Here is an 18,402-nt window from a genome sequence, read left to right on the forward strand (position 1 = left end):
TACCCGGAGCCGCTCGCCCTAGCGGTCGGCTCCGGCTTCTCGCGACAACTCCAGGATGCGGTTGCGCCCCTGCTCGGCGACCAGGTAATGACCGTCGCCACGAGGGATCAGGGTCTGCGCCGAGCGCAGGTGCGAGAGCACCGTGACCAGGCGACCGTCGGGCTGCACCAGCAGCACCCGGGCGCCGTGGGTGGCGTCTTCGGTGATCCACAGGCCATCGGCCGAGCACTGCACGAAACCGGGGGCGTCGAGGCCAGTGGCGACCAGGGTGTCTGCACCCCCGGGTTGCCACTGCTTGACCCAGCCCTTGGCCTTCTCGGTATAGAACAGCCGGCCATCCGGGCAGCGCGCCACCCCTTCGCCTTCTTCCAGGCCGTCGCGCAGCACCGCCAGGTGGCGCTGCAGCGGGTCGTAGCTGAGCAGGCGACCGCGTGGCAGGTCCTCGATGGCATAGAGGGTCTGGCCATCGGTGGCGACGCCCTCGACATCGTTGCCGTCGAACAGGGCCTGGCGCTGGCCATCGCGCAGGAGAAACACCGGCAGCGGCCCGCCTTCCTGGCTGACTACCAGACCGCCCTGGAACATGACCAGGCCATCGGGCTTGGACAGCTCGCCCAGCACCGGCTGGCGCGCGCCGCTGGGCAGCAGGCGCAGCAGGCTGCCGCGGCGACTGGAGAATTCCTGGGTCACGAACAGGCTGCCGTCGGCATCCAGTGCCAGGGCGCTGACCATGGGGATGTCGGCGGCGAATTCCCGATAGCGCCAGCCCTCGGCCGCACTGACCGGATGGAAATGTCGCCAGGCTGGATAGGCGAACCCCGCCGCCAGCACGGCGACGCCCAGCGCCAGACCCTGGCGCCAGCCCAGGCGCGGAACACGTCGCATGGCGACCTCTCGAGTTTGGGGGATGACCCTGCAGTCTAGCGGCCCGCGCGTGAAGATTCCGTCGCCGGCACCCCGGGTGAGGGTGCCGGCGGGGCGGCGCCTCAGGCGGTGAGGAAGGCCTCGGTCAGCTTGACCCAGTAGCGCGCGCCGACCGGCAGCAGGGCGTCGTTGAAGTCGTAGGCCGCGTTGTGCAGGTTGGCGCTCGGGCCATTGCCGACGAACAGGTAGCAACCGGGCACCTGCTGCAGCATGTAGGCGAAGTCCTCGCTGGCCGGGATGGGCGCGAAGGGATGCAGGGCCTCGGCGCCGAAGTGCTCGACCGCCACCTGGCGGGCGAAGGCGGTGGGGCTGTCATGGTTGACCAGCACCGGATAGCCGCGCTGGTAGTCCAGTTCGGCCGTGGCGCCGAAGCTTTCCGCCTGGGCGCGCACCAGGGCGCCGATGCGCTGCTCCAGCAGGTCGCGGGTGCTGTCCTGGAAGGCGCGGATGGTGAGCTTCATCTCCACCGCATCGGGGATGACGTTGGAGGCCTCGCCGCCGTGGATGCTGCCCACGGTGATCACCGCGGTGTCCAGCGGCGCCACGTTGCGCGAGACCACGGTCTGCAGCGCCATCACCGTGGCCGCACTGGCGACGATGGGGTCGACGGCCTTGTCCGGCACCGCGCCGTGGCCGCCCTGGCCGCGGATGCGCAGGAGGGCGGTGTCGGACGAGGCCATGGCGGCGCCGTCGACGAAGCAGAACTTGCCGGTGGGCACACCGGGCATGTTGTGCAGGCCGAACACCTGGTCGCAGGGGAACAGCTCGAAGAGGCCGTCCTGCATCATCTTCAGGGCGCCGCCCAGGCCTTCCTCGGCCGGCTGGAAGATCAGGTGCAGGGTGCCGTCGAAGGCGCGGGTCTCGGCCAGACAGCGGGCGGCGGTGAGCAGGGTGGTGGTGTGGCCGTCGTGACCGCAGGCATGCATGCGGCCCGGGTGCTGGCTGGCGTAGTCGAGCCCGGTGGTTTCCAGGATCGGCAGGGCGTCCATGTCGGCGCGGATGCCCAGCACCTTGCTGCCGATGCCGGCGCGCAGGGTGCCAACCACCCCGGTGCCGCCCAGGCCGCGATGGACTTCGTAGCCCCAGCCCGCGAGGGCGGCGGCCACCAGGTCGCTGGTGCGCTGTTCCTGGTAACCCAGTTCGGGATGGCGGTGGATGTCGCGGCGCAGGGCGACCATTTCCGGCAGGTAGCCGGCGATATGACGGGCGGTGGCGTCTTGATCCGCAGCAGTGGCAAGGCTCATGGCGATCTCTCTCAATCCAGGTGGCGTTCGGGATAGCTCAGCAGTGCCAGCCATCCTATCAGCAGCATGACGATCAGGTACCAGGCCGGGGCGAGCGGGCTGCCGGTGGCCTCGATCAGCCAGGTGGCGATGAACTGGGCGGTGCCGCCGAACAGGGTCACCGCCAGGGCGTAGGTCATGGCCAGCCCCGTGGCGCGCACCGGCCGCGGCAGGCCGGCGAGGATCAGCAGCAGCCCGGCGGTCATGTTGACGCTCATGGCGGTGATCACCACGAAGCGGGCGGCGAAGGCCAGGCCCTGGGTGGTAGGGTCATTCAGCCAGACGAAGGCCGGGTAGATGCCCAGCAGGGCCACCGCCAGGCTGACCAGGGCCACCGGCTTGTAGCGACCGAAGCGATCCAGCAGCAGCCCGGCGGCCAGGGCGGCGGCCATCTGCACGGCGCTGGAGGCCACCCCGGCCAGGTAGGCGCTGGTGGCCGGCAGGCCGACGATGCGGGTCATGTAGGTGGGCATGTAGAACTGCATCAGGTAGGTCAGCAGGGTCGCCGACATCACGATCAGCAGGCCCAGGCCGAAGCGCCGCGGATGCTCGCGCAGGAAGGCGCGCACCGGACCGCCCTCGACCGTGCCGGCGCCGCTCCAGGTCTCGTCCACCTGGCGGCGGATATAGAGGCCGACCGGAATGATCAGCAAGCCGACCAGGAAGGGGATGCGCCAGCCCCAGGCGTGCAGCTCGGCCTCGGACAGGCTGCGGGTGAGCAGGGCGCCCAGGGCGGCGCCGAGCAGGGCACTGCCGCCCTGGCTGATCACCTGCCAGCTGACATGGAAGCCGCGCCGGCCGGGACTGGCCGACTCCAGCAGCAGAGTGGTGGCGGCGCCGATCTCGCCGCCGGCGGAAAAGCCCTGCAGCAGGCGCCCCACGAGCAGGATCAGCGGCGCGGCAAGGCCGATCTGGGCATGGGTCGGGGTAAAGGCGATCAGGGCGCTGCCCAGGCCCATCAGGGTGATGGTCAGCAGCATCGCCTGCTTGCGCCCGTGGCGATCGGCATAGGCGCCCAGCACCATGCTGCCCAGCGGGCGCATGACGAAGCCGACGCCAAACACCCCGACCGCCATCAGCAGCGAGCCATAGGGAGTGTCCGAAGGAAAGTAGAGCTGGCCGATGATGGCGGCGAAAAAGCTGAAGACGGTGAAGTCGAACATCTCCAGGCCGTTGCCGAGACTGGCCGCGGCGATCAGCTTGGCGCGCGAGGGCGTGGCGCCCGCGCTGGCGGGAGTGGCGTCGGCGGGGGAGGAGGACGTCGGAAGAGCCTGGGCCATGGTGCGTTCCTCTGCACTGAGATGAATGCTTAGCTATGCAAATGGTGGTCCGGCCCGCGGAGGCCGCGTGCCTGGGCGGTCGTGGCGGAGCCAGCGGCCAGGTCTGCGCCAGGGTGGTGCAGCGCAGACTCCCTTGCAGCCTAGTCGAACCTGCAGGGGCGGCTGGCGCTGGCTCATAAATCCGTCACAATGCGCGCCTAGGCTCTGTACGAAAAATGCCTGCGCTCGGTGATGCTGCGTTAAAAATCAGCTCGGAATGCTCATTTACCCCTCGTAAACTCGTTCGCGAGCCCGGTCCGCTTCCTCACTGATTTTCGCCTTGCCTGACCTTCGCTCGGCGATCTTTCGTACAGAGCCTCGAGTGCCGGCTTGCGCCTGAGCGTCGCCGGCCCAGGCCCGTCTCCCATCCTCGCGAGGAATCCGGCATGGACATCAAAGGTCCGCTGACCGCTGTGGCGCTCGCCCTGGCGCTAGGTGGTACGACCGCTCGGGCCGAGGGCGTCGACCCGGCCATCCCCGCCTACCAGAAGGTCAGCGGAATCTCCGGCAATCTGTCGAGCGTCGGCTCCGACACCCTGGCCAACCTGGTCACGCTCTGGGCCGAGAGCTACAAGCGCCAGTATCCCAATCTCAATATCCAGATCCAGGCGGCCGGCTCGTCCACCGCACCGCCGGCGCTCACCGAGGGCACCGCCGCCATCGGCCCCATGAGTCGCAAGATGAAGGACGCCGAACTCCAGGCCTTCGAGCAGCGTTTCGGCTACCAGCCCACCGCGGTGCCGGTGGCCATCGATGCCCTGGCGATCTTCGTCAACAAGGACAATCCGCTGCGCCAGCTGACCCTGGAACAGGTCGACGCGATCTTTTCCAGCACCCGGCTCTGCGGCGGTCCGCACGAACTCAAGACCTGGGGCGACCTGGGCCTGACCGGCGACTGGGCTAAGCGCCCGATCCAGCGCTTCGGCCGCAATTCGGTGTCGGGCACCTACGGCTACTTCAAGGAAGCGGCGCTGTGCCGTGGCGACTTCCGCGCCAACGTCAACGAACAGCCGGGCTCGGCCTCGGTGGTCCAGGCCATCAGCCAGTCCCTGGGTGGCATCGGTTACTCCGGCATCGGCTACCAGACCGCCAGCGTCCATACCCTGGCGCTGGCCCGCCAGGGCACCACCGACTTCGTCGCGGACAACCAGGAGAACACCCTGTCCGGGCGCTATCCCCTGGCGCGCTATCTCTACGTCTATGTGAACAAGGCGCCCAATCGCCCGCTCAACCCCCTGGAAGGAGAATTCCTGCGGCTGATCCTCTCGCGCAGCGGCCAGGAGGCCGTGGTCAAGGATGGCTATATCCCCTTGCCGGCAGCGGTGGTGCAGCAGGCCCTGAAGACCCTGGGCTACTGAGTGCCCAGAGACCCTGCGCCCGCGCCGGGCGTAGCGTCTCTGGCCGCCCATTCGCTGTAACCTTTCTGTCACACGACGTGATTAGGCTCTGCGCCATGATATCCCCGGTACCCCCGTCCCCGCCCGATCCTCGCGGCCCTGCTCGGCTGGACTTCAACACGCCTGCACTACGCCGGCGGCGGCGCTGGCGGGCCCTGCAGGATCGTCTGATACGGGGCTCGGTGCTGGCCGGTGGGCTGGCCGTACTGGCCACCATCACCCTGATCTTCTTCTACCTGGCCTATGTGGTGCTGCCGCTGCTGCGTGGCGCCAGTCTGGAAGCCCAGCCGCTGCCCCAGCCCGACTGGCTGGCGGCCGCCGGGGCGCCGCTGCTGCTGGGCATCGACGAGCAGAATCGCCTCGGCCTGCATCTTTCCCGGGCCGGCGAGGCCACCTTCTTCACCCTGGCCGACGGCCAGCCAGTCATGCGCGAGCGTCTGCCGCTGCCGCCCGGTGTCACCATCAGCAGCCAGGCCCAGGACGCCCCCCGCGGACTGATCGCCCTGGGCCTGTCCGATGGCCGCGTGCTGGTGGCGCACAAGCGCTATGTCTCCCGCTATCCCCAGGGCACCCGGGTCATCACCCCGGAACTGGACTTTCCCTACGGGCGCGAGCCGCTGGACCTGGGCGCCGCTCGTACGGCCCTGGAGCGGGTCGCCATCGCCGGTGACGAGGACCTGCTGGTGCTGGCCGGCGCCCAGGGCAATCGGGTGACGGCCCTGCGCCTGGCCGGCCTGGCCGCGCCGGTGACCGGTGGCGCGGCCGTTCCCGTGCGTACCTCGCTCACCCTCGGGCCGCTCAACGCCGCGGCCAAGGCGCTCTACCTCGATCCCCGCGGTCGCTGGCTCTATGCCCTCAATGGCCGCGCCCAGGCGGATGTCTTCGACCTGCGCGACGGCAGCCTCAATGGCCACTACAAGCTGCTCGACGCGGCCGACGACGAGGTCACTGCCAGCGCCCAGCTGCTGGGCGGCGTGTCGCTGCTGGTGGGTACCGCCAAGGGTGGCATCGGCCAGTGGTTCATGGTCCGCGGCCAGGACGGCGAACCGGTGCTGAGGCCTATCCGCAGCTTCCAGCTGGGCAGCGCGCCCATCGTCCAGCTGGTGCCGGAGCAGCGGCGCAAGGGCTTCGTGGCGCTGGATGCCGCAGGCGAACTGGGGGTCTTCCACAGCACCTCCGGGCGTACCCTGCTGCGCGAGCGGATCGCCCCCGCTGCCGGGGTGCTGGCGCTGTCGCCGCGCGCCGATCGGCTGTTGCTGGAGGAAAATGGCCGGCTGCTCGGCTTCCGCCTGGACAATCCGCACCCGGAAGTCTCCTGGTCGGCGCTGTGGGGCAAGGTCTGGTACGAAAATTACGAAGCCCCGGCGCGGGTCTGGCAATCCAGCGCCGCCACCGCGGACTTCGAACCCAAGCTGAGCCTGGCGCCGCTGACCTTCGGCACCCTCAAGGCGGCCTTCTACGCCATGCTGTTCGCCGCCCCCCTGGCCATCGCCGCGGCGGTCTATACCGCCTACTTCATGGCGCCGCGCATGAGGCGTACGGTCAAGCCGGTCATCGAGCTGATGGAGGCGCTGCCCACGGTGATCCTCGGCTTCTTCGCCGGGCTGTTCCTCGCGCCCTTCGTGGAAAATCACCTGCCGGGGCTGTTCAGCCTGCTGCTGCTCCTGCCGCTGGCGATCCTCGCCGCGGGTTTCGGCTGGTCGCGCCTGCCGCTGAGTCTGCGCGAGCGGATCCCGGAAGGCTGGGAAAGCCTGCTGCTGTTGCCGGTGGTGCTGCTGACCACCGCCCTGGCGCTGTGGCTCAGTCCCTGGCTGGAAACCCTGCTGTTCGCCGGCGACCTGCGCCTCTGGCTGAGCCAGACCCTGGGCATCGCCTACGACCAGCGCAACGCCCTGATCATCGGCCTGGCCATGGGCTTCGCCGTCATCCCCAACATCTTCTCCATCGCCGAAGACGCCATCTACAGCGTGCCGCGCAGCCTGACCCTGGGCTCCCTGGCGCTGGGCGCCACCCCCTGGCAGACCCTGGTGCGGGTGGTGCTGCTCACCGCCAGTCCGGGGATCTTCTCGGCGCTGATGATCGGCCTGGGCCGCGCCGTTGGCGAGACCATGATCGTGCTCATGGCCACCGGCAACACCCCGATCATGGATGCCAACCTGTTCGAGGGCATGCGCACCCTGGCGGCCAACATCGCCGTGGAGATGCCCGAATCCGAGGTAGGCGGCACCCATTACCGGCTGCTGTTCCTGGCCGCGCTGGTACTGCTCAGCTTCACCTTCCTGATGAACACCCTGGCCGAACTGATCCGCCAGCGGCTGAGGAAAAAATATGCGGCCCTCTAGCGCCGGCGCGCCGCAACAGCGGGGCATCGGGCAGCGGCGCTCCCTGGGCGCCTGGCTGGGGGGCGGCGCGCCCGGGATCTGGCTCAGCGCCGGCGCCGTGGCCATCGCCGTGCTCATGACCCTGGGCCTGATCGGCATCCTCGCCGTGCGCGGCCTGGCGCACTTCTGGCCGGCCGAGGTGGTACAGGCGCGCTACACGCCGCCGGGCCTGGAATCGCGCCTGGTGCTCGGCCAGGTGGTGGAGCAGGAGACGATACCGGCCGAGCGGCTGCGCAGCGCCGGGGTGACCCTGCCGCCGGACAGCGGCGAAACCCTGACCCGCGAACTCTTCAAGCTGGGCAATCGCGACCTCTATGGCAGCGATTTCGTCTGGCTGGTCGGCGACTGGCTGCGCGATCGCCAGACCCCGACCGACGCCCTGGTGCTGGAGCGCCGCGAATGGGGCAACTTCTACGGCTATGCACTGGAGGTGCGCGAAGAGGGGCGCCAGGTGGCCAAGGGCGCCGCGGCGGTGCCCGAACTGCAGCGTCGCCTGCTGCGCACCCGCGACCTGAGCGAGCAGCTGGAGCGTCTGGAGAAACAGGACATCGGCAGCGTCAACTACGCCCTGGAGCGGCTGCGCCTGGAGGGCCGCGGCCTGGAGCTGGACGGCCGTCTCGACGCCACCGCCCAGGCGGATCTCGCCGCCCGCCGCGCCGAGCTCGAAGCCCGTTACGGCGAGCTGGAGGACCAGCTGGCCAGCCTACGCCAGGAGCGTCGCCGTGACAGCGTGGTGCTGCGCGACGTCGAGGGCCGCACCCTGGAACTCAATCTCGCGCGCATCGTGCGCGCCTACCAGCCCAACGCCATGGGCCTGGGTGCCAAGCTCGGCTTCTATGGCAGCAAGCTGTGGGAATTTCTCAGCGCCGATCCGCGCGAGGCCAACACCGAGGGTGGCGTCTTCCCGGCCATCTTCGGCACCGTGATGATGACCCTGCTGATGGCGGTGATCGTCACCCCCTTCGGCGTCATCGCCGCCATCTACCTGCGCGAATACGCCCGCCAGGGTCCGCTGACCCGCACCATCCGCATCGCCGTCAACAACCTCGCCGGGGTGCCGGCCATCGTCTATGGCGTCTTCGGCCTGGGCTTCTTCGTCTATGTGCTCGGCGGTTCCCTGGACCAGCTGTTCTTCCAGGCCAGCCTGCCGACGCCGACCTTTGGCACCCCGGGGCTGCTGTGGGCTTCGCTGACCCTGGCGATCCTCGCCGTGCCGGTGGTGATCGTCGCCACCGAAGAGGGCCTGGCGCGCATCCCCCGCAGCATTCGCGAGGGCTCCCTGGCGCTGGGCGCTACCCAGGCCGAGACGCTGTGGAAGGTGGTGCTGCCGCTGGCCAGCCCGGCGCTGATGACCGGGCTCATCCTCGCCGTGGCCCGCGCCGCCGGCGAGGTGGCGCCGCTGATGCTGGTGGGGGTGGTCAAGCTGGCGCCCGCGCTGCCGCTGGACGGCAACTACCCCTATCTGCACCTGGATCAGAAGATCATGCACCTGGGCTTCCACATCTATGACGTCGGCTTCCAGAGCCCCAACGTGGAAGCCGCCCGCCCGCTGGTCTATGCCACCGCGCTGCTGCTGGTGCTGGTGATCGCCGGGCTGAACCTGTCCGCCGTGTTCCTGCGCAACCGGCTGCGCGAAAAATACCGGCTGCTGGAAGAATAGTATGGTCCTTCAGAAGTTAACTACACGATTTTGGCGACGCTTTTTCGGCGTGGACGGCGTTGCCACTCCTCGCCATAGCCCTGCTATGACTCGTCGCGGCGCCTGGCCCCCATCGGAGCGCCGAACCGCCAAAAATCACTCGCCAAATCTCGTGCGAACTTCTGAAGCGCCACACTAGCGCCCGCGGCCGAGGAGACCCCATGCCTTCCGATTCCTCCATCTTCAGAACCGCCGCCGCCTACGCGGCCAGCGCCCAGCCTGCGGCGAGCGAAGGTGGCGTGGCCCTGTCGGTGCCGCGGCTCAATCTGTTCTACGGCAAGAAGCAGGTCTTGCAGGACATCGCCCTGGAGATTCCGCGCCAGCGGGTCACCGCCTTCATCGGCCCCAGCGGTTGCGGCAAGTCGACCCTGCTGCGCTGCTTCAATCGCCTGAACGACCTGGTGGAAGACTGCCGCATCGATGGCGAGATCCTGCTCGACGGCCAGAACATCTATGCCCGCGGCACCGAGATCGCCGAGTTGCGGCGGCGGGTGGGCATGGTGTTCCAGAAGCCCAATCCCTTTCCCAAGAGCATCTACGAGAACGTGGTCTACGGCCTGCGCATCCAGGGCATCAAGCAGAAGCGGGTGCTCGACGAGGCGGTGGAGTGGGCGCTGCACGGCGCGGCGCTGTGGGAAGAGGTCAAGGACCGCCTGCACGAGTCGGCCCTGGGGCTCTCCGGCGGCCAGCAGCAGCGCCTGGTGATCGCCCGCACCATCGCCGTGCAGCCCGATGTGCTGCTGCTCGACGAACCCTGCTCGGCGCTGGACCCCATCTCCACCCTCAAGGTGGAAGAGCTGATCCACGAACTGAAACAGCGCTACACCATCGTCATCGTCACCCACAACATGCAGCAGGCGGCGCGGGTGTCCGACTACACCGCCTTCATGTACATGGGCCAGCTGGTCGAACACGGCGACACCGACACCCTCTTCACCAATCCGGCAAAGCGGCAGACCGAAGACTACATCACCGGCCGCTACGGCTAGTTCCAGGCAGGCCGGTGCCCCACCCGGCGACTCGCTCCTCTCAGGCAGGACTGAAAGCATGATCAACAAAGAAGGCCACACGCAGCACATCTCCCAGCAATACAACGTCGAACTGGAAGAGGTCCGCAGCCACCTGCTGGCCATGGGCGGTCTGGTGGAAAAGCAGGTCAGCGACGCCGTGCGCGCGGTGATCGACGCCGATGCCGGCCTGGCGCGCCAGGTGCGCACCATCGACGACCAGATCGACATCATGGAACGCGGCATCGACGAGGAATGCCTGCGCATCCTGGCCCGCCGGCAGCCCGCGGCCTCCGACCTGCGCCTGATCATCAGCATCTCCAAGTCGGTGATCGACCTGGAGCGCATCGGCGACGAGGCCTCCAAGATCGCCCGCCGCGCCATCGAGCTGACCGAGGACGGCGAGGCCCCGCGCGGCTACGTCGAAGTCCGCCACATCGGCGAACAGGTGCGCAAGATGGTCCATCAGGCGCTGGACGCCTTCGCCCGCTTCGACGCCGAACTGGCGCTCTCGGTGGCCCAGTACGACAAGCTGATCGATCGTGAATACAAGTCCGCGCTGCGCGAACTGGCCACCTACATGATGGAGGACCCGCGCTCCATCTCGCGGGTGCTGAGCATCATCTGGGTGCTGCGCTCCCTGGAGCGGGTCGGCGACCACGCGCGCAACATCGCCGAACTGGTGATCTACCTGGTGCAGGGCACCGACGTACGGCACATGGGCCTCAAGCGCATGGCCGAAGAGGTCAATCGGTCGCGCGAATGATCCGCCCGGTCACTCCCCGGGTGGCGTCCCGGACCTGCCTGCTATGCTGGAAGACTTGGCATGGAGTGACCGATGAGCAAGTTGAACGTACTGGTGGTGGATGATGCGCCCTTCATTCGCGATCTGATCAAGAAGGGCCTGCGCAACCTGTTTCCCGGGCTGGTGGTGGACGAGGCGGCCGATGGTCGCCGCGCCCAGACGCTGCTCGGCAAGCAGCGCTTCGACCTCATCCTCTGCGACTGGGAAATGCCCGGCATGACCGGTCTGGAACTGCTGAGCTGGTTTCGTGCCCAGCCGGACCACAAGGGCGTGCCCTTCATCATGGTCACCAGCCGCGGCGACAAGGAAAACGTCGTCCAGGCCATCCAGGCCGGGGTGTCCGACTACATGGGCAAGCCGTTCTCCAACGAACAGCTGGCGGCCAAGGTCAAGAAGGCCCTGCAGCGCACCGGCAAGCTCGCCGAGTTGCAGGCCGGCGCCCAGCCACGCCCGGCCACCGGCTTCGCCAATGACTCCCTCGGCGCCCTGACCGCCGGCCGCAGCGACGTGGTCCAGCCGGTCGCCGCCCCGGTGGCGGCCCCGGCTGCCACCTCCAGTGCCGCCCTGCTCACCGGCGGCGCGCCGCCGCCACCCGCCCGCGGCAAGCCCGCCGCCAATTTTGGCCAGGGCCAGCTGCGCCTGCCCAACGCCAGCATGGCCTGCCTGATCAAGGCCATCAGCATCAAGGAGGCCCTGCTGGTGGTCCGCCGTGGCGACCCGCTGCCGCAGATCCTGGAAACCGCCGTGCTCGACCTGGAGCAGGGCGAAGACGGTGGCGACGTGGCGCGCCTCAATGGCTACCTGCATTCCCTCAGCGCGGTGGAAGCGACCCCGGCCAGCGAGTGGGTGCAGGTCAACTTCCGCTTCATCGACCGTGACCCGGCCAAGCTCGACTACCTGTCGCGACTGATCGCCAAGGGCACCGCCCAGCGGCACTACGTGCCGGGCGCCTAGGGCAGGGCGGCGCCATGCAGAGGCTGGCACGGAGACTGCTTCGCACTGCGACACCGCGGCTTTCTGACGCCTTGCCCATGCCACTTGCCTGTCGCCTGCTGCTACTGTCACTCGTCCTTTCGGGTCCCGCCCTGGCGGCGCCCATCTACAAGTACGTGGATGGCAACGGCGTGGTCACCTACACCGACAAGGCGCAGAAGGGCGCCAAGGTGATGACCTTCAGTGACGACCCCATCGAGCGACTCGACCAGCGGGTCAAGCTGCAGCCGCGGCACTATGCCGGCGGTACGGTGCTGGAGGTGCGCAACGACAGCTTCCTGCCGGTGACCGTCACCCTGCGCCTCTCGGCGCTGCAGAATGTCAGCGGCGTCGGCGAGGCGCCCATCCGCAAGGTCCTGCCGGCGCGCAGCCTGACGCGCCTGGCGACGCTGATCGCGCCCGATCCGGGGCGTCCGCAACGCTATACCCCGCAGCTCACCACCCTGATGGGCAGTGCCACACCGGTCTTCGCCTCCGGTTTCGCCTATCCGCTGCCCTGGCTGGGCGGACCCTTCAACGTCAGCCAGGGCGCCGGCGGTGGTTTCAGCCACAACACGCCGAAGAGTCGCTATGCGGTGGACATCGCCATGCCCGAGGGCACGCCCATCGTGGTCTCGCGCGCCGGTCAGGTGGTGGAGGTGGAGAACGACCAGGACGGGCGCGGCAATCACCCCTCCGGCAACTTCGTCCGTATCCTCCACGACGACGGCACCATGAGTGTCTACCTGCACCTGCAGCGCGGTTCGATCAAGGTCGCCGAAGGCCAATGGGTGCGCCCGGGCCAGGCGCTGGCGTCTTCCGGCAACACCGGACGCAGCACCGGGCCGCACCTGCACTTCGTGGTCCAGCGCAACACCGGCGAAGCGGTCGAATCCATTCCCTTCCGCTTCGCCCAGGCGGTGGACAGCCTACCGAACTTCGCCGTCGGCGGACCTTGAGCGCCGGGGTCAGCCCTGGGCGTCGAGGTACTCGCTGGGCGAGACGCCCAGTACCCGGCGAAACATCCGGGTAAAGGCCGAGGGCGAGGCATAGCCCAGGTCCAGGGCCACCCGGGTCACCGGCTCGCCGGCGGCCAGTCGCGGCAGGGCCAGCATCAGCCGGGTGTGCTGGCGCCAGGTGGAAAAGCTGGTGCCGGTTTCCTTGAGGAACAGCCGCGCCAGACTGCGCGAGCAGAGGTGCAGCTGCTGCGCCCAAGTCGCCAGTGCCGTGTCGTCGGCGGGATCGGCGTGCAGACTGGTCTGGATGGCCCGCAGGCGCCGGTCGGCCAGCGCCGGCAGGTGCAGGGCGGTCTCTTCGAGAAACACCAGCTCCGCCAGCATCAGCGCCCGTACGTGGCTGCCCAGCTCGGCCTCGCCGTAGGAAGCGCCGCCGCGTCTCAGGCAGCGCAACAATTCGCGCAGCAGCGGCGAGATGAGCACCATGCGGGTGGCCGCCTGGGGACAGGGCAGGCCGCTCGGCAATTCGATGATCACCACCTGCAGGGTGGCCTCGCCATTGGCCCGCGCCTGGTGCTCGATGCGTGGCGGAATCCAGATCGCCTGCTTGGGCGGTACGTACCAGACCCCTTCGTGGGTGGTGACCTCCAGCACGCCGTTGACCGTGTACATCAGGTGCGCCTGATCGTGCACATGCGGCGGCCACACCTGGCCATGGGCGAAGGTGCTGAGCTGGGACACCAGGGGACCGGCAGGCGGGATGGGGGCATCCGCCACTACGCTCCGCGCTCGGTCGATTGTCTGTTCCTGCATAACAGCTGTCCGTTTCGGTTGGGCCGGGTCCAGGTGCCAGGGCCTAACCTGCAGCACTATGGCCGGAGCATCGGGCGCGCCCAGGGGTGACCCCTCTGCACGCCGCAAACCTGCCTCTCGCGGGAGTGTCGCACAGAACACCCGCCGCTTGGCTGACCTGCCTGAACCATCAGGCCTGTATTGAACTACCGTCCGATCGGTGGCAGCGTGGCACAGGGATTTGAGTGCCACGCTTTTTTATTTGCGTCGATGCTTTGCCAGCGGCTTCACAAAGCCGGGGTTTGGCCGTCGCCCAGTCTGCATGGCTTTGTTAGGTTCTGTCCTTGCCCATCATGGTGGCCCTATGCCATGGACCGACGCCTGACCGCCCTGATCTCCTGCCTGACCCTCGCCCTGGCCATGCCCGCCCTCGCGCCGGCGGCCGAAAAGGCGACCCTGACCAAGACCTCCGCCAAGAGCCCGGCCCGCAAGGGGCAGGTCAAGCTCAAGGTACGCAATGCCAGTGAAGGCCGCATCTTCGAGGTTCGCAACGATTTCGACGTACCCGTGCGGGTCGAGCTGCGCCTGCAGCGCACCGTCAACGTGGCCGGTGCCGAGCGCCCGATCCGCCAGGTCATCGAGCCCCGCTCCACGGTGCAGCTGGCGGTGATCCGCAAGCGCCAGCAGGGCTTTCCCATGCACTTCGAACAGGCCTTCAGCTACAGTCCGCAGCTGCCGGTCGGCACCCTGCCGCCGCTGGCGACGGATGTCGCAGGTGCTGCCGACAACGGCATCGGCTATGGTTACGCCTGGCCCTGGCGCCAGGGTGTCTACTACGTGACCCAGGGCGCGGGCGGCGATTTCAGTCACCACACGCCCAAGGGCCGCTATGCCGTGGACATCGCCATGCCCGAGGGCACGCCGATCAGCGCCGCCCGGGCCGGCACGGTGATCGACGTCGAAAACGGCCAGTTCGGCCATGGTCCCAACCCCTCCGGCAACTTCGTGCGCATCGCCCACGAGGACGGCAGCCAGAGCGCCTACCTGCACCTGCGCCGTGGTTCGGTCAAGGTGCGACCCGGCGAGCGGGTGGAGATCGGCACGCCCCTGGCGGAGTCGGGCAACACCGGTCGCAGCACCGGTCCCCATCTGCATTTCGTCGTCCAGGCCCACACGGGCGGTGAAATGGTCTCCATTCCCTTCCGTTTCGTGCGACCGCTGGCGGCCCTGCCCAACATGGCGCTGGGCGACCGCTGAGTCCGCGCTTAAGGGCGTTCCAGACCGGCTGACGCCACCGGGCCCATCCAGGGCCCAGGCACCCTGTCGCCGATAGAAATCCCTTGGCAGGAACAGGTCTGGTGGCGTTATGCTATCACCACGCTATTTCCTCCAGGGCGCGGGCTCTACCGCGGCCTTTCCTTCCTTCAGGCTACGGATGCCGCCCCATGAAAGGATTCCTGGCCGCCCTGTGCGCCGGTGGGCGCAATCGGGCTTTGCACCTGCTGGTCCTGCTGCTGATCGCCCTCGACGGCCAGGCGCAGGTGCTGCGGCTCGACGATCCGGCGCGCAGCTACGATCCCCGCCCGGCACTGGAGATTCTCAAGGCGCCCGCCAGTCTGACCTTTGCCGAGGCCGCTGCGCGCCCAAGCGGTGGCGAGGACGGCTGGCATGCGCCGGATGAGCTGGAAATGCTGCTCCATGACGGTCGCCAGGGCCTCTGGCTGCGCTTCGCCATCCAGGGCCGCGACGACCAGGCCTGGTGGCTGATTCCGACCTGGCCGGTGCTGGATCGCCTGGACCTGCGCACCCGCGCTACCGATGGTCGCTGGAGTCCGCTGCAGCGCAGCGGCCTGGCGCTGCTGGCGACGCAACGGGCGCTGCCCGGGCGCCAGCTGATGTTCGCCCTGGCGCCGACCGCGGGCGCCGTGGAGGAGGTCTACCTGCGGCTGGATTCGCGGGAGACCTTCGTCCTACCGCTGCGCCTGGTCACCCCGGCCACCTATCTGCGCGAGGCCCAGCAGGATGCCTGGCTGGTCGGCAGCTTCTTTGGCTGCCTGATCACCATCCTGCTGCTGACCCTCACGCTGTGGGGTTTCGGCCGCCGTTCGGGCTTTGGCTGGTATGCCCTCTATCTGCTCAGCGTCATCGGCTATCAGGCGGTCACCAGCGGCTATGGCGCCTGGCAACTCTGGCCGGAGAGCCCGGCCTTCGCTCTGCGCGCGCACCTGGCCTTCGCCGCCCTGTGCTTTCTGAGTGGCGGATTGTTCGTGCGCTATCTGCTCAGTCTCTATCACGGCGGTCGCTGGATCGATTTCGGCAATCGCCTGCTGATCGGCTACTGGAACGTGGCGCTGGTCGTCACGCTAATCTGGCCGGACCTGCTGAGCTTTCAGGAAATGCTCGGCATGATGGCGCTGAGTTGCCTGGGCCTGCTGGGCACCACCACCTACCTGGCGCTGCGCGGCAGCCGCATGGCGCTGTGGTTCAGCGCCGCCTGGGCCCTGCTGTTGCTGGGCAGCGCCATCCAGCTGCTGGCTGTGGCCGGCTGGCTGGCCGCGGACAGTCCGGCCTTCCATGGGCAGATGGCCGGTTTCGCCCTGGGCTTCGTGATGCTGTCGCTGGGGCTCACCGAGGGCCTGAGTCTGCAGCGGCGGGCGCGAATCGAGGCCCAACGACAGGCCCTGGAAGCCTCCACGGCGCTGGCCCGGGAGCGCGAGGCCTCCTTTGTCGAGCTTGAGTTGCGGGTGGCGCTGCGCACCGTGGAGTTGCAGCAGGCCAAGGCTTCCCTGGAACGACTGAATCGCGAACTGCTGCACCAGAGCCAGACCGATCCCCTGACCGGACTCGGCAACCGCCGGCATTTCGAGCGCCTCTTCCAGCAGGAGATCCGCCGCGCCATCCGTGCCGAACTGCCGCTGGCGGTGCTGCTGGTGGACATCGACCACTTCAAGGCGGTCAACGACACCCATGGCCACACCCTGGGCGACGAATGCCTGAGGTGCGTGGCCGAGGTGTTGCGCCAGCACGTCCAGCGGGCGGGGGAGGTGGCGGCGCGCTATGGCGGCGAGGAGTTCGTCATCGCCCTGCCCGGGAGCGACCAGGTCGCCGCCCGGACGCTGGCGGAGCGCATCCGCAAGGACGTGGCGGCGCTGGAATTGCAGACCGAGCACGGACGCCTGCGGCCGTCGATCAGCATCGGGGTCGCGGTGACCGTGCCGAGCAATCTCGAACACGGCCTGGGGCTCCTGGAAGACGCCGATCGGGCGCTCTATGCGGCCAAGCGCGGCGGGCGCAATCGTGTCTGCCTGGGCGATGGCCTGCCGGAGCTGGGCAGCGGACGCGGCTGAAGCCGCGCGCCCTCAGCGCTCTTCCGGCGGGCGTCGGCGGACGTCCTTGGGGTCCAGCTTGATGACCTTGGCAAGGACGATCTTGGGGCCCTTCATCTTCTTGACGATGATGCGCAGCCCTTCGGCCTCCAGCACCGTCTCCTCTTCCGGAACGCGTTTCAGGCTGTCGTAGATCAGCCCGGCCAGGGTCTCGGCCTCGACATGATCCAGGTCGATGCCCAGCAGCCGCTCGACCTTGAACAGCGGGGTGTCGCCACGCACCAGCAGCTTGCCCGGCTGGTAGGCGACCACGCCGCGCTCGGTCTTGCGGTGTTCGTCCTGGATGTCGCCCACCAGGACCTCGAGCACGTCTTCCATGGTCAGGAAGCCGATGACCTTGTGGTCGGCTTCCTCCACCAGCACGAAGTGCGCGCCGCCGCGGCGGAACTGCTCCAGCAGGTCGGACAGCGGCATGTGCTTGGTCACCCGCTCCAGCGGATGCACCAGGTCGTCGAGGTCGAAGGAGGCGGCTTCACTGTCCAGGCCGGCGATGGCCAGGAGCAGGTCCTTGATGTGCAGCACCCCGGTAAAGGTCTGGCTGTCTTCGTCATAGACCGGGTAGCGACTGTACTTGGAGCGGCGGATCTGGGTGAGGATCTCGTCCAGGCTGGCCTTGCTGTCCAGGTAGATGAGGTCTTCGCGGGAATTGGCCCAGTCCACCACCTCCAGCTCGCCCAGTTCCACCGCCGAGGCCAGCACCCGGGCGTCCGGGTCGGTGGCGCGGTTGGAGTGCAGGATCAGCTTGAGTTCGTCGCGGCTGTAGTGGTGCTCGTGGTGCGCGCCCGGCTCGCCCTGGCCGGCGATGCGCAGGATGCCGTTGGCGCTGGCGTTGAGCAGCCAGATGGCCGGGTACATCAGCCAGTAGAACAGGTACAGCGGCACCGCCGTCCACAGCGAGAGCAGGTCGGGCTTGCGGATCGCCCAGGACTTGGGCGCCAGCTCGCCGACCACGATATGCAGGTAGGAGATGATGAAGAACGCCGAGAAGAAGGCGATGCCATGGATCACCTCGGGGCTGCTGACGCCGACGGCGCCGAGTAGGGGTTCGAGCAATTCGGCGAAGGCCGGCTCGCCGACCCAGCCCAGGCCCAGGGAGGCCAGGGTGATGCCGAGCTGGCAGGCGGAGAGGTAGGCGTCGAGCTGGTTGTGCACCTTCTTGAGGATGCGCCCGCGCCAGCCATGCTTCTTGGCGATGGCTTCCACGCGGGTGGCGCGCAGCTTGACCATGGCGAACTCGGCGGCGACGAAGAAGCCGTTGAGCAGCACGAGGAAGAAGGCGAAGAACACGAGGCCGAGATCGGCGAACAACGTCGAGGCGAGACTGGTGGAAGGGTCCATTAGGGCCGAGAGCTGCAGAAAGGTCGGCTAAGCATGGGGGCGGGGCAGGGCAGTTGCAAGATGTTGCGCCCGGTGGAGGGACGGGGCGCACCCTGGGCTGACGGACAGTGGCTCTGGCGCCGATGTTTGCCAGCGGGCCTTTT

14 protein-coding genes are annotated in these 18,402 nt (G+C 68.3%); 9 read left to right on the forward strand and 5 right to left on the reverse strand.

Annotated elements, in window-relative coordinates; genetic code table 11:
* Window positions 1–18: 18 nt before the first annotated feature.
* From AABM56_RS00815 to AABM56_RS00825, 3 genes are all read right to left on the reverse strand, one after another.
* Complete coding sequence (locus tag AABM56_RS00815) at window positions 19–885, reverse strand: hypothetical protein (protein ID WP_133860357.1); 867 nt, start codon at window positions 883–885, stop codon at window positions 19–21.
* Between the two features lie 101 nt (window positions 886–986).
* Window positions 987–2,168: a M20 aminoacylase family protein gene (locus AABM56_RS00820; RefSeq protein WP_347883791.1), complete on the reverse strand. Its 1,182-nt coding sequence runs from the start codon at window positions 2,166–2,168 to the stop codon at window positions 987–989.
* Between the two features lie 11 nt (window positions 2,169–2,179).
* Window positions 2,180–3,487, reverse strand: a complete 1,308-nt coding sequence (locus AABM56_RS00825) for an MFS transporter (RefSeq protein WP_133860359.1) — start codon at window positions 3,485–3,487, stop codon at window positions 2,180–2,182.
* A 425-nt stretch (window positions 3,488–3,912) separates the two neighbouring features.
* Here AABM56_RS00825 and AABM56_RS00830 point away from each other — a divergent pair, with 425 nt between their 5' ends.
* The 7 genes from AABM56_RS00830 (at window position 3,913) to AABM56_RS00860 (ending at window position 12,746) form a co-directional block, all read left to right on the forward strand.
* Complete coding sequence (locus tag AABM56_RS00830) at window positions 3,913–4,884, forward strand: PstS family phosphate ABC transporter substrate-binding protein (RefSeq protein WP_133860360.1); 972 nt, start codon at window positions 3,913–3,915, stop codon at window positions 4,882–4,884.
* A gap of 95 nt (window positions 4,885–4,979) precedes the next feature.
* The gene (locus AABM56_RS00835) at window positions 4,980–7,265 is read left to right on the forward strand and encodes an ABC transporter permease subunit (protein ID WP_178083883.1); all 2,286 of its coding nucleotides are present in this window, start codon (window positions 4,980–4,982) and stop codon (window positions 7,263–7,265) included.
* A gap of 25 nt (window positions 7,266–7,290) precedes the next feature.
* Complete coding sequence (gene pstA / locus AABM56_RS00840) at window positions 7,291–8,964, forward strand: phosphate ABC transporter permease PstA (RefSeq protein ID WP_178083893.1); 1,674 nt, start codon at window positions 7,291–7,293, stop codon at window positions 8,962–8,964.
* 200 nt (window positions 8,965–9,164) lie between these two features.
* Window positions 9,165–9,992: a phosphate ABC transporter ATP-binding protein PstB gene (pstB, locus tag AABM56_RS00845; protein WP_133860362.1), complete on the forward strand. Its 828-nt coding sequence runs from the start codon at window positions 9,165–9,167 to the stop codon at window positions 9,990–9,992.
* Between the two features lie 58 nt (window positions 9,993–10,050).
* The gene (phoU, locus tag AABM56_RS00850; RefSeq protein ID WP_007161478.1) at window positions 10,051–10,776 is read left to right on the forward strand and encodes a phosphate signaling complex protein PhoU; all 726 of its coding nucleotides are present in this window, start codon (window positions 10,051–10,053) and stop codon (window positions 10,774–10,776) included.
* A 72-nt stretch (window positions 10,777–10,848) separates the two neighbouring features.
* Window positions 10,849–11,769, forward strand: a complete 921-nt coding sequence (locus AABM56_RS00855) for a response regulator (RefSeq protein WP_133860363.1) — start codon at window positions 10,849–10,851, stop codon at window positions 11,767–11,769.
* Between the two features lie 77 nt (window positions 11,770–11,846).
* Window positions 11,847–12,746 (forward strand): M23 family metallopeptidase, encoded by a 900-nt coding sequence (locus tag AABM56_RS00860; RefSeq protein WP_133860364.1) that lies wholly within the window; start codon window positions 11,847–11,849, stop codon window positions 12,744–12,746.
* 9 nt (window positions 12,747–12,755) lie between these two features.
* Here AABM56_RS00860 and AABM56_RS00865 read toward each other — a convergent pair whose 3' ends face one another.
* Entirely contained in the window at window positions 12,756–13,556 is an 801-nt protein-coding gene (locus tag AABM56_RS00865) for an AraC family transcriptional regulator (protein ID WP_133860365.1), read from the reverse strand.
* 348 nt (window positions 13,557–13,904) lie between these two features.
* On the opposite strand from AABM56_RS00865, the gene AABM56_RS00870 reads away from it, so the two are divergent.
* Both AABM56_RS00870 and AABM56_RS00875 read left to right on the forward strand, forming a co-directional pair.
* On the forward strand, window positions 13,905–14,792 hold the full coding sequence (locus tag AABM56_RS00870) for a M23 family metallopeptidase (protein ID WP_263259655.1): 888 nt from the start codon (window positions 13,905–13,907) through the stop codon (window positions 14,790–14,792).
* A gap of 188 nt (window positions 14,793–14,980) precedes the next feature.
* The gene (locus AABM56_RS00875; protein WP_347883792.1) at window positions 14,981–16,882 is read left to right on the forward strand and encodes a diguanylate cyclase; all 1,902 of its coding nucleotides are present in this window, start codon (window positions 14,981–14,983) and stop codon (window positions 16,880–16,882) included.
* A 12-nt stretch (window positions 16,883–16,894) separates the two neighbouring features.
* Here the strand turns inward: AABM56_RS00875 and AABM56_RS00880 are convergent, their stop codons facing one another.
* Window positions 16,895–18,259 carry a hemolysin family protein gene (locus AABM56_RS00880; protein ID WP_133860368.1) on the reverse strand — a complete coding sequence of 455 codons (1,365 nt, stop codon included), beginning with the start codon at window positions 18,257–18,259 and terminating at the stop codon, window positions 16,895–16,897.
* Window positions 18,260–18,402: the final 143 nt, after the last annotated feature.

The organism is Pseudomonas aestiva (genome assembly GCF_039908605.1).
GTDB classification, from domain to species: domain Bacteria; phylum Pseudomonadota; class Gammaproteobacteria; order Pseudomonadales; family Pseudomonadaceae; genus Chryseomonas; species Chryseomonas aestiva.

Coding starts and splice junctions, on each gene's coding strand:
- AABM56_RS00815 (WP_133860357.1), bottom strand. CDS start 885: ATGCGACGTGTTCCGCGCCTGGGCTGGCGCCAGGGTCTGGCGCTGGGC.
- AABM56_RS00820 (WP_347883791.1), bottom strand. CDS start 2,168: ATGAGCCTTGCCACTGCTGCGGATCAAGACGCCACCGCCCGTCATATC.
- AABM56_RS00825 (WP_133860359.1), bottom strand. CDS start 3,487: ATGGCCCAGGCTCTTCCGACGTCCTCCTCCCCCGCCGACGCCACTCCC.
- AABM56_RS00830 (WP_133860360.1), top strand. CDS start 3,913: ATGGACATCAAAGGTCCGCTGACCGCTGTGGCGCTCGCCCTGGCGCTA.
- AABM56_RS00835 (WP_178083883.1), top strand. CDS start 4,980: ATGATATCCCCGGTACCCCCGTCCCCGCCCGATCCTCGCGGCCCTGCT.
- pstB (WP_133860362.1), top strand. CDS start 9,165: ATGCCTTCCGATTCCTCCATCTTCAGAACCGCCGCCGCCTACGCGGCC.
- phoU (WP_007161478.1), top strand. CDS start 10,051: ATGATCAACAAAGAAGGCCACACGCAGCACATCTCCCAGCAATACAAC.
- AABM56_RS00855 (WP_133860363.1), top strand. CDS start 10,849: ATGAGCAAGTTGAACGTACTGGTGGTGGATGATGCGCCCTTCATTCGC.
- AABM56_RS00860 (WP_133860364.1), top strand. CDS start 11,847: ATGCCACTTGCCTGTCGCCTGCTGCTACTGTCACTCGTCCTTTCGGGT.
- AABM56_RS00865 (WP_133860365.1), bottom strand. CDS start 13,556: ATGCAGGAACAGACAATCGACCGAGCGCGGAGCGTAGTGGCGGATGCC.
- AABM56_RS00870 (WP_263259655.1), top strand. CDS start 13,905: ATGGACCGACGCCTGACCGCCCTGATCTCCTGCCTGACCCTCGCCCTG.
- AABM56_RS00875 (WP_347883792.1), top strand. CDS start 14,981: ATGAAAGGATTCCTGGCCGCCCTGTGCGCCGGTGGGCGCAATCGGGCT.
- AABM56_RS00880 (WP_133860368.1), bottom strand. CDS start 18,259: ATGGACCCTTCCACCAGTCTCGCCTCGACGTTGTTCGCCGATCTCGGC.